12 protein-coding genes are annotated in these 14,715 nt (G+C 70.0%); 6 read left to right on the forward strand and 6 right to left on the reverse strand.

All coding sequences use genetic code 11. The features are described from left to right. Positions 1 to 14 precede the first annotated feature (14 nt). From ACZ7M3_RS18025 to ACZ7M3_RS18040, 4 genes are all read left to right on the forward strand, one after another. A complete protein-coding gene (locus ACZ7M3_RS18025) occupies positions 15 to 701 on the forward strand; it encodes a hypothetical protein (RefSeq protein ID WP_472064353.1) in 687 nt (228 codons plus the stop codon). 94 nt (positions 702 to 795) lie between these two features. Further along, a complete protein-coding gene (locus ACZ7M3_RS18030) occupies positions 796 to 1,605 on the forward strand; it encodes a thioredoxin domain-containing protein (RefSeq protein ID WP_472064356.1) in 810 nt (269 codons plus the stop codon). An 83-nt stretch (positions 1,606 to 1,688) separates the two neighbouring features. Further along, positions 1,689 to 3,359: an alkaline phosphatase D family protein gene (locus tag ACZ7M3_RS18035; RefSeq protein ID WP_452962584.1), complete on the forward strand. Its 1,671-nt coding sequence runs from the start codon at positions 1,689 to 1,691 to the stop codon at positions 3,357 to 3,359. A gap of 97 nt (positions 3,360 to 3,456) precedes the next feature. Next, the gene (locus tag ACZ7M3_RS18040) at positions 3,457 to 3,810 is read left to right on the forward strand and encodes a hypothetical protein (RefSeq protein WP_472064358.1); all 354 of its coding nucleotides are present in this window, start codon (positions 3,457 to 3,459) and stop codon (positions 3,808 to 3,810) included. Between the two features lie 124 nt (positions 3,811 to 3,934). Here the strand turns inward: ACZ7M3_RS18040 and ACZ7M3_RS18045 are convergent, their stop codons facing one another. Then, complete coding sequence (locus ACZ7M3_RS18045; RefSeq protein WP_472064360.1) at positions 3,935 to 4,504, reverse strand: dienelactone hydrolase family protein; 570 nt, start codon at positions 4,502 to 4,504, stop codon at positions 3,935 to 3,937. Positions 4,505 to 4,603: 99 nt separating this feature from the next. Here ACZ7M3_RS18045 and ACZ7M3_RS18050 point away from each other — a divergent pair, with 99 nt between their 5' ends. Further along, positions 4,604 to 5,755, forward strand: a complete 1,152-nt coding sequence (locus ACZ7M3_RS18050) for a mechanosensitive ion channel family protein (RefSeq protein ID WP_393015692.1) — start codon at positions 4,604 to 4,606, stop codon at positions 5,753 to 5,755. Between the two features lie 161 nt (positions 5,756 to 5,916). On the opposite strand, the gene ACZ7M3_RS18055 is transcribed toward ACZ7M3_RS18050, so the two are convergent. The 5 genes from ACZ7M3_RS18055 to ACZ7M3_RS18075 all read right to left on the reverse strand — a co-directional run bounded on the left by ACZ7M3_RS18055 (position 5,917) and on the right by ACZ7M3_RS18075 (position 10,823). Then, positions 5,917 to 7,503 (reverse strand): Na+/H+ antiporter, encoded by a 1,587-nt coding sequence (locus tag ACZ7M3_RS18055; RefSeq protein WP_472064362.1) that lies wholly within the window; start codon positions 7,501 to 7,503, stop codon positions 5,917 to 5,919. 108 nt (positions 7,504 to 7,611) lie between these two features. Next, the gene (locus ACZ7M3_RS18060) at positions 7,612 to 8,100 is read right to left on the reverse strand and encodes a GNAT family N-acetyltransferase (protein WP_472064364.1); all 489 of its coding nucleotides are present in this window, start codon (positions 8,098 to 8,100) and stop codon (positions 7,612 to 7,614) included. Then, positions 8,097 to 9,041: an RluA family pseudouridine synthase gene (locus ACZ7M3_RS18065; RefSeq protein WP_097226191.1), complete on the reverse strand. Its 945-nt coding sequence runs from the start codon at positions 9,039 to 9,041 to the stop codon at positions 8,097 to 8,099. Before ACZ7M3_RS18065 ends, ACZ7M3_RS18060 begins: the two co-directional genes overlap by 4 nt. 151 nt (positions 9,042 to 9,192) lie before the next feature. Continuing rightward, the gene (gene lspA, locus ACZ7M3_RS18070; RefSeq protein WP_472064367.1) at positions 9,193 to 9,789 is read right to left on the reverse strand and encodes a signal peptidase II; all 597 of its coding nucleotides are present in this window, start codon (positions 9,787 to 9,789) and stop codon (positions 9,193 to 9,195) included. A 92-nt stretch (positions 9,790 to 9,881) separates the two neighbouring features. After that, entirely contained in the window at positions 9,882 to 10,823 is a 942-nt protein-coding gene (locus ACZ7M3_RS18075) for a TraR/DksA family transcriptional regulator (RefSeq protein WP_472064369.1), read from the reverse strand. A gap of 629 nt (positions 10,824 to 11,452) precedes the next feature. Here ACZ7M3_RS18075 and ileS point away from each other — a divergent pair. Then, the gene (ileS, locus tag ACZ7M3_RS18080; protein WP_472064371.1) at positions 11,453 to 14,611 is read left to right on the forward strand and encodes an isoleucine--tRNA ligase; all 3,159 of its coding nucleotides are present in this window, start codon (positions 11,453 to 11,455) and stop codon (positions 14,609 to 14,611) included. Positions 14,612 to 14,715: the final 104 nt, after the last annotated feature.

Raw genomic sequence — 14,715 nt, forward strand, 5'->3', positions numbered from 1 at the left:
CACTCGGCTCCGCTATGGACATATCCGGGACCCAGCTCAGAGCCGTGCGCGCGGCACTGTTCACGGCTGTCGTCGTGACGCTCTCCGCCGCGTCGCACGTACTGCTGTCCCGGGTCCCGCTGCCGCTGGGCACCATGGCGGCGATCTCCGCGGCCGTCTTCGTCATCGCGTACGCGCTGGCGGGCCGCGAGCGCGGCTTCGGCCGGATCGCCGCCCTGCTCATCCCGCTGGAGCTGACCGCCGACACCGTGTTCACCACGGGCCAGCACGTCTGTTACGGCAGGGCGGGCGGCCCCGTCGCGGGCCCGCTGCGCTCGGTCGGCTTCGACGTGCTGTGCGGCGGCGGCAGCGTGGGCACCCCGCTGGCCCATGTGACCGGCAGCAGCGGCGACCGTGCCGCCGCCCTGCTCGCGCAGACCGACCCGGCCGCCGCCTGGCTGCTGCTCGCCGCCCATGTCAGCGTCGGGCTGCTCGCGGCCGCCTGGCTGCGCCGCGGCGACCGCGCCCTGGACCAGCTGCTGCGCGCGGTGGCCGCGGCCACCTTCCGGCCCCTGCTGATCGCGGTCGCCGCGGTGACCGTACGGCTCGCCCCGGTACGCCGGCTGCCGCGCCCCGCGCGCCGGAGCGCGGGCGCCCGCACCCGCCTGTTCGTGCACTCCCTGGGACGGCGTGGACCGCCGCTCTCGGCCGCTTTCGCCTGAGCCCTCGCTTCTGCGCGACAGCCCTTGAGCACCAGCGGTCCCCCATACGTATTCCGCGTACGACGTGTGCGCGTCCCCCTTGGAGATCACCAACATGAGCAAGCGAAACAGCCAGGCGTCGAAGACGGCGGCCCGGGAGAAGCTGCGCCTCGAGCGCGAGCGCCAGGCCAAACGCGACAAGGTCAAGCGCCAGGCCATCGTGGCCGGCTCCATCGTCGCCGTCCTCGCGATAGCCGGCGGCGTCGGCTACGCGGTCGTGCAGAACAACAAGCCGAGCTACTGGGCGGGCCTGAAGGACGCCAAGGTCGTCGCCCCGGCCAACACCACCGGCACCAAGGGCACCACCGTCGTCATCGGCAAGAGCACCGCCAAGAAGACCCTCAAGGTCTACGAGGACCCGCGCTGCCCGGTCTGCGCCCAGTTCGAGCAGACCGTCGGCTCGACCGTGAAGAAGGACATCGACGACGGCAAGTTCAAGTTCCAGTACATCGGCGCCACGTTCATCGACGACAAGGACAACGGCCAGGGCTCCAAGAACGCGCTGAGCGCCCTGGGCGCCGCGCTGAACGTCAGCTCCGAGGCGTTCCTCGAGTACAAGACCGCGCTGTACTCGACGAAGTGGCACCCGGACGAGACGACCGACAAGTTCAAGGACGACGCCTACCTCCTCAAGGTCGCCGACACCGTTCCCGCGCTGAAGGGCAACACCGCGTTCCAGAACGCGGTGAAGAAGGGCACCTACGACGCCTGGGCGATGGCCATGTCGAAGACCTTCGACGACAACAAGGAGGGCGTGACCGGCACCCCGGGCTTCGTCATGGACGGCAAGCAGCTCAACGGCGGCACCCCGCTCCTGACGGTGGCCGACTTCGACAAGGTGGTGGACGCGGCCCTCAAGGGCTGACGCCGACGGCCTCCGCGTGAAGAGCGGGCGAACTTTCGAGGTTCGCCCGCTTTCGCGCGTACCGATCAGTAACCTGTTCGGTCGTGACCAGTCGATACAGATCATCCGAGGCGTTCCAGGGCCTCAACTCTCCCTCGCCGCGCCGCCGTACGGTCGTCAAGGCCGCGGCGGCGACCGCTGTCCTCGCCGGCCCGCTCGCCGCCGCCCTGCCGGCCCGCGCCGCCACGGACGCCCCCGCCTTCCTGCACGGCGTCGCCTCCGGCGACCCACTCCCGGACGGCATCCTGCTGTGGACCCGGGTGACGCCCACCCCCGCGGCGATACCCGGCTCCGGCGTCGGCCCCGACACCGAAGTCAGCTGGACCGTCGCCAAGGACAAGGCGTTCACCACGATCGTCTCCAAGGGCTCCCTCACCGCGACGGCCGCGTCCGACCACACCGTGAAGGCGGACATCCGCGGCCTGGAACCGGCCACGGACTACTGGTTCCGCTTCTCCGCGGGCGGCACCGACTCGCCCGTCGCCCGCACCCGCACCGCCCCGGCCGCCAACGCCGCCGTGGCGGGCCTGCGCTTCGGCGTCGTCACCTGCGCCAACTGGGAGGCGGGCTACTTCTCGTCGTACCGCCATCTCGCGGCCCGGAACGACCTGGATGCCTGGCTGCATCTCGGTGACTACATCTACGAGTACAAGTCCGGCGAGTACGCGGCGCGCGGCACTGTCGTGCGGCCGCACTCCCCCGCGAACGAGATCATCACCCTCGCCGACTACCGCACCCGGCACGGCAAGTACAAGACCGACCCGGACCTTCAGGCCCTGCACCACAAGGCGCCGGTCGTGGCGATCTGGGACGACCACGAGTTCGCCGACAACGCCTGGTCGGGCGGCGCGGTCAACCACACCGAGGGCGCCGAGGGCACCTGGACGGCACGTCAGGCCGCCGCGAAGCAGGCCTACTTCGAGTGGATGCCGGTACGCCCGGCGATCGAGGGCACCACCTACCGCCGGCTGCGCTTCGGCAAGCTCGCCGACCTCTCCCTGCTCGACCTGCGGTCCTTCCGTTCCCAGCAGGCGTCCACGGCCAGCGGCACGGTCGACGACCCCGACCGTACGATCACGGGCCGGGCCCAACTCGACTGGCTGAAGGCCGGGCTGAAGGCGTCCGACACCACCTGGCGGCTGGTCGGCAACTCCGTGATGATCGCGCCGTTCGTCATCGGCTCGCTCACCGCCGACCTGCTCAAGCCGCTCGCCAAGCTGCTGGACCTGCCGCAGGACGGCATCGGCGTCAACACCGACCAGTGGGACGGCTACACCGACGACCGCCGTGAACTCCTCGCCCATCTGCGCTCGAACGCGATCGGCAACACGGTGTTCCTCACCGGCGACATCCACATGTCCTGGGCCAACGACGTGCCGGTGGACGCCGGGACGTACCCGCTGTCCGCGTCGGCCGCCACCGAGTTCGTGATCACCTCGGTGACCTCGGACAACCTCGACGACATCGTGAAGGTCCCCGAGGGCACGGTCTCCGCGATCGCCGCCCCGCTCATCCAGATCGCCAACCGGCACGTCCACTGGGTCGACACCGACCGCCACGGATACGGCGTCCTGGACATCACCGCCGCCCGCGCGCAGATGGACTACTACGTCCTGTCCGACCGTACGAACGCCAACGCGACCTCGTCCTGGGCTCGTTCGTACCGCACGCGCACCGGCACCCAGAAGGTCGAGCGCACCTACGACCCCGTATAGAAAACAATTCCGGGCGTGGGGAAGATCTTGATAGCGTCGGGCGCGTTATCTGATCGTCATATCGACGGTCCGTCAGTTCGCTCACGATTGGAGTCACATGGCCACCCCCCAAAGTGTCCTGACGAAGACCGCAGTGCTCGGCGCCGCCCTGGCCCTCGCCGGACTCACCGCCACATCCGCCGAGGCGCAGGAAGCCACGGCGGCAGCGGCACCGGCGTTCGTCAACCTGACCACGGCGGAAAGCTCTCCCATATACGCCCAGCCCACTTCCTCGTCGACGAGGTACCACACGGAGCCGCGGGGCACGACCCTGCGGATCCAGTGCTCGACCACCAAGACCCCCTCGGGGAACCGTTGGTTCAGGATCTACGACTCCCAGCCGACGGCCTGGGTGTGGTCCGGTCACTTCCCGTCGCAGGTGCACCCGCCCAAGGAGTGCTTCCCGGGCTAGGGTCTGCGACGTTCCACAACGCCGGTAGTCGCAGTTGACCGAGGTTGAACAGGCAGGCCCGGGTCATCCAACAGATGACCCGGGCCCGTCTGTTGGAGGCCTGTCGCCCCGGTGCGGCGGAGCGCTACAGCGAGTCGAGGAAGCCGAGCGCCACCCGCCAGGTGGCCTCGGCGGCCTCCTCGTCGTAGTCGGGCAGGTCGGGGTCGGTGTAAAGGTGACCGGCACCCGCGTACCGGTAGATCTCCACGTCCGCCCCCGCCCGCTGCATCTGCAGGTACCAGGCGCTCAGCCAGTCGTCCGTCTCGAACGGGTCCGGCTCCGCGACGTGCAGCTGGACCGGCAGCTCGTCCACCGACGCGCTCTCGGCGATGTCCGACGTGCCGTGCAGGAGCAGCAGCCCAAGGGCCTTCTCGTCGCCGATCGCCAGGGTCTGCGCGATGGAGGCACCGAGCGAGAACCCCGCGTACACCAGGCCGCGCTCGGAGTAGGGAGCGGCGGCCAGGACGGCGCGTCTGAGCAGCTCCTCCTTGCCGATCCCGTCGTTGAAGGCCATGCCCTCCTCCACGGTCTCGAAGGTGCGGCCCTCGAAGAGGTCCGGCGTCCACACCTCGTGCCCCGCGGCACGCAGCCGGTCGGCCGCCGCGCGCACCGCGGGCCGGGGCCCGTAGGTCGAGTGAAAGAGCATGATGTTCATGCGCCCCATGGTGCCAGCCAGGACTGACAGCGCCGGATCGTGGCCCGTGGACCAGGGCGACATGTTCAGGGCGGCCCCAAGCCGGTTACGGTCTCAGGCATGGAGAACGTACTGCGTCCCCTGATCGTCGTCGGTGGCTCGGTCGTGCTCACGCTGCTCATCGGATGGGCCGTGGACCGCGTACTGCGCAAGGCCGACACCCGACACGAAGAGACCTCCCTGTGGGGCCTGCTGCGCCGCGCACGGGTCCCCTTCCAGCTCGTGCTGTTCGCCGCCCTGCTACGCGGCTCGTACGACCAGGCGAAGCTGCTCGTGGAACACCGGGTCGGCGTCGGCCGCACCCTGACCCTGATCCTCATCGGGTCCGCCGCGTGGCTCGTGATCCGCATCGCGACGGCGATCGTCGAGACCTCCTACACCCGCTATGCGAACGCCCACCGCGACCCGGCGCGGGTCCGCCGGGTGCGCACGCAAGTGACGCTGATCCAACGGGTGGTGTCCGCGATCGTCGCCGTGGTGGCCGTCGCCTCGATGCTGCTCACCTTCCCCGCGATGCGTGCGGCCGGTGCCTCGCTGCTGGCTTCGGCCGGCATCCTCGGCATCGTCGCCGGTGTCGCCGCCCAGTCCACGCTGGCGAATCTCTTCGCCGGGCTGCAGATCGCCTTCGGCGACATGGTGCGCCTCGGTGACACGGTCGTGGTGGACGGCGAGTGGGGCACCGTCGAGGAGATCACCCTGACGTTCCTGACGGTACGCACGTGGGACGAGCGCCGGATCACGATGCCGGTCTCGTACTTCACGTCCAAGCCCTTCGAGAACTGGTCCCGCGGCACCCCCCAGATGACCGGCATCGTCTTCTTCCACGTCGATCACTCGGCACCCGTCGAGGCGATGCGCGAGCAGCTCCGCGACATCCTGCGCGAGTGCCCGGCCTGGGACGGCCGCGACTACGGCCTCGCCGTCACCGACTCCACCCCCAACACCATGCAGGTGCGCGCCCTGGTGACCGCGAAGGACGCGGACGACATCTGGACGGTACGGGTCACGGTGCGCGAGCGCATGATCCGCTGGCTCACCGACGTACACCCCTACGCCCTCCCCCGCGTCAACACGGCCGAGGCGATCCTGCCCCTGAGCTGGCCCAACGGCCGCTCCCACCACCCGGACCACGACGACACCGACGGCGCGATATCCGCCCCCACGACCCCCTACACCCCCGACCCCCCACGAACGGGCCCAGGCCGAAGCTGACCACCGAGGCCCCCCACCCCGCACCGCCCGCAGGCCGCGCAGAGTATCCGTATGTCTCTATGTCTCCCTCCCCCGCAGCCGCCGACGGCGCATCACCCCCACAAGCGACGGTCACTTGTCAGCGGGCTGGAAACGGGCGATGCGCGGGCGGGAGAACGCCCTCAACGCAAACTGCGTACGTCCAGGTGCCGCAGCACCCGGTCCACGATCTCCGGATCCGCCCCCGGCTCACTCCGCGCCGACAACACCTCATGCCGCGCCGCGCTCAACATCTCCCCCTGAATCCGCCGCAACCGCTTCACCCGTCGAGCCCGCTGCTCATGCGCCTCCCTCCGCTCCTCGTCCCCCAGATCCGGACTGATCCGCGCCCCGATGTCGAAGGCCCGCCGAATCAGCTGCTCGGACAACTCCTCCGGCAGCTCCTCCACCTCCTCGATCTCCTTGAGCCTCCGCTTCGCCGCCTTCGCCGCCCGAACCGCCAGCTCCTTCTCGAACGCCTTCTCGACATCCTCATCGGCCCGCACCCCGAGCCTGCGCACCAGCCACGGCAGTGTGAGCCCCTGGAGCACCAGCGTGGCCATGATCACCCCGAACGCGATGAAGATGATCTCGTCCCGGTCGGGAAACGGCGAGCCGTCGTCCATCTTCAGCGGAATGGCCAGCGCGAGGGCCACGGACGCGACTCCCCGCATCCCCGACCACCACATGATCACGGTCTCCCGCCACGAGGTCGGAATCTCCTCGTCGTAGTCCCGTTTCGCATGCAGCCGTTTCGTCAGCCACGTCGCCGGCATCAGATACACCAGCCGTACGAACACCACGACGGCGACGATCGCGGCGGCCCAGCCCAGCATCTCGCCCCACCGCCCCGACGCCGTCCTGATCGCGTTGTGCAGCTCGAGCCCGATCAGCCCGAACGCGACCCCGGTGACCAGCGTGTCCACCACGTCCCAGAACGTGTACCCGGCGAGCCGCGTCATGACGTCGTCGGCATCAGTGGCGTACTCCGCGAGGAACAGCGCGGTGGTGAGCACGGCGAGCACTCCCGACCCGTGCAGCTCCTCCGCCAGGACGTACGACGCGAAGGGCACCAGCAGCGTCATCCCGATCTGCAGCGTGGCGTCGCCGAGCAGCGACATCAGCTTGTTCGCCGCCCACCCCAGCGCCAGCCCGATGGCGACCGCGACCACGGCGGACAGCACGAGATCGAGCCCGGCCCGCCACGGCGAGAAGGTGCCGCTCACGGCGGCGGCGATCGCGACGTGGTAGAGCACGATGGCCGTCACGTCGTTGAAGAGCCCCTCGCCCTCCAGGATCGACACCAGTCGGCGGGGCAGGCCGAGTTGCCCCGCGACGGCCGTCGCGGCGACCGGGTCGGGCGGCGCCACCAGCGCCCCCAGGGCGACCGCGGCGGCGATCGGCAGCCCCGGCACGATGGCGCCGGCGACGAAGGCCACGGCCGCCGTGGTGACGAATACCAGCGCCACGGCGAGCAGGAAGATCGGCCGTTTGTTGGCGGTGAACTGTCTCCACGAGGTGCGTCGCACCGAGGCGTACAGCAGCGGAGGCAGCAGCAGGGGAAGGATCAGGTCCGGCGGGACGTCCACGTTGGGCACGAAGTCCAGCACGGCCAGCACGATCCCGAAGAGCGTCATCAGGACGGGCGCCGGCAGCCCGAACCGGTCCCCCACCGGGACGCTCACCACGGCCCCGAGCAGCAGCACGAACAACAGGGCCAACTGATCCACGGTCAGCGCTCCGGCACGGTCTAGGCGATCAAGGAAGAGCCAGACCTCAAGCGTGCCACGCGCCTACGACAATGCCCTCCCGGCAACCCGCGTGCGACGAACCCCGTCTCACAGAGCCTTGCGCATCGCCCGGTGGTCGATCCCGGCGTCGAGGAACTCCTCGCCGTACGCCACGTACCCGAGCCGCTCGTAGAACCCCATCGCCTGTGTCTGCGCGTGCAGGTCCACCGCGGCGAGCCCACGCGCGCGTGCCGCGTCCTCGATGGCCCGTACGAGGGCCACGCCGACGCCGAGCCCGCGCGCCGCCTTCGTCACGGCGAGCCGGCCGAGCGAGCCGACCGTCAGGTCGCCGTCGGTCTTCGCGGCGGCCTGCGGGCCGTACAGGAGCCGCCCGGTGCCCAGCGGCACCCCGTCCTCGCGGATCGCCAGCACATGCAGGGCGTCTGCGTCGTACGCGTCGTACTCGATGTCCTCCGGGACGCCCTGTTCGCCGACGAAGACCTCCTTGCGCACCGCGAAGCACGCCTCACGGTCCGCGGCGTCCTCGGCCACCCGCACCACGTAGGAGCCGCTCCGCGCCCCGTCCGAGCCGCTCACGCGTAGCTCTCCTCACGCACCTTGTCGAGCGCCTTCTGCAGGTCCTCGGGGTAGTCGCTCTCGAACTCCGCCCACTGCCCGTCCCCGGGGTGCTCGAAGCCGAGCCGCACCGCGTGCAGCCACTGCCGGGTCAGACCGAGCCGCTTGGCGATCGTCGGGTCCGCGCCGTAGGTCAGGTCCCCCACGCACGGGTGGCGGTGGGCCGCCATGTGGACACGGATCTGATGGGTGCGGCCGGTCTCCAGCTTGATGTCGAGCAGGCTGGCCGCCCGGAAGGCCTCGATCAGGTCGTAGTGCGTGACGGACGGCTTGCCCTCGGCCGTCACCGCCCACTTGTAGTCGTGGTTCGGGTGCCGGCCGATGGGTGCGTCGATGGTGCCGCTCATCGGGTCGGGGTGCCCCTGGACCAGCGCGTTGTACCGCTTGTCGACCGTGCGTTCCTTGAACTGCCGCTTCAGTGAGGTGTACGCGCGCTCCGACTTGGCCACGACCATCAGCCCGGAGGTGCCGACGTCCAGCCGGTGCACGATGCCCTGCCGCTCGGCGGCACCCGAGGTCGAGATCCGGTACCCGGCCGCCGCGAGGCCGCCGATCACCGTCGGACCGCTCCAGCCGGGGCTCGGGTGCGCGGCCACACCGACCGGCTTGATGATCACGACGATGTCGTCGTCGTCGTGCACGATCTCCATGCCCTCGACGGGCTCGGCGACGATCTGCACGGGAGCGGGAGCCTGCGGCATCTCCACTTCCAGCCAGGCGCCGCCGTGCACCCGCTCGGACTTTCCGACCACCGAGCCGTCGACCGTGACCTTCCCCGCCGCGGCAAGCTCGGCGGCCTTCGTGCGGGAGAAGCCGAACATACGGGAGATGGCGGCGTCGACGCGCTCGCCCTCCAGGCCGTCGGGCACGGGCAGGTTGCGGATCTCGGGAATGGTGCTCACCCGTCGAGTATGCCGGACGGGTCGGACACCGCCGGACCATCGCCCGAACAGCAGTGCCCGTGGACCTGCCCCCAGACGTCCTTCGGACGTCCCGTACGCACTCCGTGCGGGACGATCAGCCCTGATGGACCGATCAGTCCTTGTGAACCGATCAGTCCTTGTGGACCGTGCCGTCCGGGTCGAGCCCGCGGAAGGACAGCAGCACGATCAGGATGCCGCCGCAGACGATCGCCGAGTCGGCCAGGTTGAAGACCGCGAAGTGCTTGGGCGCGATGAAGTCCACGACCGCGCCCTCGAAGATCCCGGGCGAGCGGAAGATCCGGTCGGTCAGGTTGCCGAGCGCACCGCCCAGCAGCAGACCGAGCGCGATCGCCCAGGGCAGGCTGTAGAGCTTGCGCGCGAGCCGCGCGATCACCACGATCACGGCCGCGGCGATCACCGTGAAGATGATCGTGAACGCCTCGCCGACGCCGAAGGCCGCTCCCGCGTTGCGGATCGCCTCGAACCTCAGCCAGTCCCCGATGATCCGGATCGGCGCGTGGTGCTCCAGTTTCGCGACCACGATCAGCTTGCTGACCAGGTCGAGGACGTACGCCAGGGCGGCGACCGTGAACAGGACGGCGATCCTGCGCCTGCCCCTGGGCTCCTCGGCCGGGGCCCCGGCCTCTTCCACGCCGGACTGCTCCGGCTCGCCGCCCCCCGCTCCTGGGGTATCCGGCGTACCGATGATGCGCTCCGCCTCTGCCACGTGAGTGAGTCCCTCGACCTAGGTGCCTGACTGAGGACGAGGGTACGGCACACCCACCGGCGCCCACGTGCTCAGGAACCCTCCCGCGCGAATCAGGAGCGGCGTTCCTGCTTCTGCTTGCACTCGACGCACAGGGTGGCTCGCGGGAAGGCCTGCATCCGCGCCTTGCCGATGGGATTGCCGCAGTTCTCGCAGAGCCCGTAGGTGCCCGCGTCGAGCCGCTCCAGCGCTCGCTCGGTCTGCTCCAGCATCTCGCGCGCGTTGGCCGCCAGGGCCATCTCGTGCTCGCGTGTGATGTTCTTCGTGCCGGTGTCCGCCTGATCGTCACCCGCGCCGTCGCCGGAGTCGCGCATCAGGCCCGCGATCGCCTCTTCGGACGACGAGATCTCGGTGCTCAGCCGCAGCGCCTCGGACTGGAGTTCGGCGCGCGCCTCCGCGACCTCCTCCGGGGTCCAGGGGTCCTCACCGGGGCGCACCGCGAGCTCGCCGGGCTCCACCGCGGCGATCCGCGCCTTGGGGACAGCGGTGGGGCTCTGCGCCGCCGTGGCCGTGCCAGGAGTCTTCTTCGCAACCACCGTCGTGGCTCCCGTCGTCTTCGCGGCCTTGGCCGCGCCTTCGGCCGCGGAAGCGACCGACTTCTTCGCCGTACTGGTGCTTTTCCTTGCCGTGCCGCTGCTCTTCCTGGCGACGCCCTTCCCGTCGGCCTTCTTGGCCACCGCCTTCCGGGCGACCGCTTCCTTGGCCACGGATTTCTTCGCGACCGCCTTCTTGGCGACCGCTTTCTTGGTAGCTCCCTTCGTAGCGGCTGGTTTCCCGGTGGCCGCCGCCTTCTTGCCGACAGCGGCTTTCGTGGCCGTCTTGGTGGGCGGCTTCGTGGCGGTGTGCGTGGCGGTCTTCGTAGCGGCGTTCACCGGATTGGCCGCGTGCGCCACAGGCGCCACCGACGCGCTCTTCTTCCCGCCCACGTCCTTGGCCGCCGGACCCGTGGATCTGCCGGACGCCGACTGCTGTACGGCGGTCTTCTTCGCCACCATGGCCGCGGCCCCTTCACATATTGTGATTTTGCGCGCAAATCGTGCTGGGACGATAAATCGACTTCTGGTCCACGGCAACCGGGCGCACCAACGTTTCGTCCGCCCCGCGGGTCCCTCGCGAGGAACCTGCATGCGTTGTGCCCAGCTCCCCGCCGGGTAATCCGCCAGGTCCGACGTCCCAGGATCCGGACGCCCGTGCCTCGCCGTTCGGGTCACCGCGAGGCCGCGGCACCGCTCGGGGCGGCCCCGGCGGCGTGCCCCGGAAAACCGGTCGGCCGCTGTCCGCGCGGCGCCGTACACTGGGCGCAGCGAGAAGCGTGGATGGGGACGAGTAGCGGCGTACGCAGCCAGGAGCGACCCGGGGACGGTGGAAGCCCGGGGGCGAGCGCGACGCGAAGATCACCCCGGAGCCGCCGGAAGAAAGCCGCAGCGAGCGAGCAGCGGCCGGTAGAACCGGCATCGCGACCCCAATGAGGGGGCTCACTGGTGCACAGCACGCACCCGGGAGCCAAGGAGGGTGGTACCGCGGGAGCGCGCCGCGCACGGCGTCCGCAGCATCCAGGAGATGGCTGCTCAGGCTCTCGTCCCTCCGGACGGAAGGCAGAAAGTCCGCCGGAGGAAGCTCGCTGATGACAACGCCGACGTACCGCCAGGTGCCCGCCCAGGTCGACCTGCCCGCCCTCGAGCACGCCGTGCTCGACTTCTGGCGCGAGCAGAAGATCTTCGCCAAGAGCCTTGAGCAGTCCGAGGGCCACCCTGAGTGGGTGTTCTACGAGGGCCCGCCCACCGCGAACGGCATGCCGGGCGCCCACCACATCGAGGCGCGCGTCTTCAAGGACGTCTTCCCGCGCTTTCGCACCATGCGCGGCTATCACGTGGCCCGCAAGGCCGGCTGGGACTGCCACGGCCTCCCGGTCGAGCTCGCGGTGGAGAAGGAGCTCGGCTTCACGGGCAAGCAGGACATCGAGGCGTACGGCATCGCCGCGTTCAACGCCAAGTGCCGCGAGTCCGTGACCCGTCACACCGACGCGTTCACCGAGCTCACGAACCGCATGGGCTACTGGGTCGACCTGGACGACGCGTACCGCACGATGGACCCCGAGTACGTGGAGTCCGTGTGGTGGTCGCTCAAGGAGATCTTCAACAAGGGTCTGCTGGTCCAGGACTACCGCGTGGCCCCGTGGTGCCCGCGCGACGAGACAGGTCTGTCGGACCACGAGCTGGCGCAGGGCTACGAGACGGTCGTCGACCCGTCCGTGTACGTCCGTTTCCCGCTCACCTCCGGTCCGCTGGCCGGCCAGGCCTCGCTCCTGGTGTGGACGACGACCCCGTGGACGCTGGTCTCCAACACCGCGGTCGCCGCGCACCCCGAGGTCACCTACGTCGTCGCGACGAAGGGCCCATCTGGCGACGAGAAGCTCGTCGTCGCCGCGCCGCTCGTCGAGAAGGCGCTCGGCGAGGGCTGGGAGACCACCGGTGAGACCTTCACCGGCGCCGAGATGGAGCGCTGGACCTATCAACGTCCGTTCGAGCTCGTCGAGTTCCCCACGGACGTGGAGACCCACTACGTGGTCAACGCCGAGTACGTGACGACCGAGGACGGCACGGGTCTGGTCCACCAGTCCCCCGCCTTCGGTGAGGACGACCTCAAGGTCTGCCGGGCGTACGGACTGCCGGTGGTGAACCCCGTCCGCCCGAACGGCACCTTCGAGGAGAGCGTCCCGCTCGTCGGCGGTGTCTTCTTCAAGAAGGCGGACGAAAAGCTCACCGAGGATCTCCAGCAGCGCGGTCTGCTCTTCAAGCACATCCCCTACGAGCACAGCTACCCGCACTGTTGGCGCTGCCACACCGCGCTCCTCTACTACGCGCAGCCGTCCTGGTACATCCGCACCACCGCCATCAAGGACCGCCTCCTCCAGGAGAACGAGAAGACCAACTGGTTCCCGGACTCGGTCAAGCACGGCCGCTTCGGCGACTGGCTGAACAACAACGTCGACTGGGCGCTGTCCCGCAGCCGCTACTGGGGCACCCCGCTCCCGCTGTGGCGCTGCGAGGAGGGCCATCTCACCTGTGTCGGCTCCCGCGCCGAGCTCTCCGAGCTGACGGGCACCGACCAGTCGAACCTGGACCCGCACCGCCCGTTCATCGACGAGGTCACCTTCGCGTGCCCGCAGGACGGCTGCGGACGGACGGCGACCCGCGTGCCGGAGGTCATCGACGCCTGGTACGACTCGGGTTCGATGCCGTTCGCGCAGTGGGGCTACCCGTACAAGAACAAGGAGCTCTTCGAGAGCCGCTACCCGGCGCAGTTCATCTCCGAGGCCATCGACCAGACCCGCGGCTGGTTCTACACCCTCATGGCGGTCGGCACCCTCGTCTTCGACAAGTCGTCGTACGAGAACGTCGTGTGCCTGGGCCACATCCTCGCCGAGGACGGCCGCAAGATGTCCAAGCACCTGGGCAACATCCTGCAGCCGATCCCGCTGATGGATCAGCACGGCGCGGACGCGGTGCGCTGGTTCATGGCGGCCGGCGGCTCCCCCTGGGCGGCCCGCCGCGTCGGTCACGGCACCATCCAGGAGGTGGTGCGCAAGACGCTCCTCACCTACTGGAACACGGTCGCCTTCCAGGCCCTGTACGCCCGCACCTCCGACTGGGCCCCCTCCGAGGCCGACCCGGCCCCGGCCGACCGTCCGGTCCTCGACCGCTGGCTGCTGTCCGAGCTGCACGCGCTCACCGACCAGGTCACCCAGGCACTGGAGGCGTACGACACGCAGCGTGCCGGAAAGCTCCTCTCCGCGTTCGTCGACGACCTCTCGAACTGGTACGTGCGCCGCTCCCGCCGCCGCTTCTGGCAGGGCGACAAGGCCGCGCTGCGCACCCTGCACGAGGTCGTGGAGACCATCACGCGGCTGATGGCCCCGCTGACCCCGTTCATCACCGAGCGGGTCTGGCAGGACCTGATCGTCCCCGTGACGCCGGGCGCCCCCGAGTCCGTACACCTGTCCTCGTGGCCGGAGGCGGACCTGTCCGCCATCGACCCGGAGCTGTCGCGGCAGATGGTCCTCGTGAGGCGTCTCGTGGAGCTGGGCCGCGCCACGCGCGCGGAGTCGGGCGTCAAGACGCGCCAGCCGCTGTCCCGCGCGCTGGTCGGGGCGATCGGCTTCGAGTCCCTCGAGGGGGAGCTGCACGCGCAGATCACCGATGAGCTGAACGTCACTTCCCTCGCCTCCCTCTCCGAGGTGGGCGGCTCACTGGTCGACACCACGGCCAAGGCGAACTTCCGCGCGCTCGGCAAGCGCTTCGGCAAGGGCGTCCAGGCGGTCGCCAAGGTGATCGCCGAGACGGACGCGGCGGCCCTCTCCCTCGCCCTGCGCGAGGGCACCGCCTCGGTGGAGGTCGACGGCGAAACGGTGCCGCTGGCCGCGGACGAGGTCATCATCACGGAGACCCCGCGCGAGGGGTGGTCGGTGGCGTCCGACTCGGGTGCCACGGTCGCTCTGGACCTGGAGATCACCGAGGAGCTGCGGCAGGCGGGCCTCGCCCGTGACGCGATCCGGCTGATCCAGGAGGCCCGCAAGAACAGCGGCCTCGACGTGGCCGACCGGATCGCTCTGCGCTGGACGTCCACCGACCCGGCCGTCATCGCTGCCCTGAACGAGCACGCCACGCTGATCGCCGACGAGGTCCTCGCCACCGACTTCGCCCAGGGCGAGGCCGACGACACCTACGGCGCCCCGTTCACCGACGAGGGCCTGTCCCTCACCTTCCACCTCCACAAGGCGTAGCCCGGGCCGACGACGGGGCCGTTCCTCGCCCGCAGACCCCCGAGTGGGTTCGTCGGCTGCGGGTGGGTGGGGGCCGATCGCGCAGTTCCCCGCGCCCCTGGGCC

It is taken from the genome of Streptomyces sp. NPDC111656 (genome assembly GCF_055656965.1).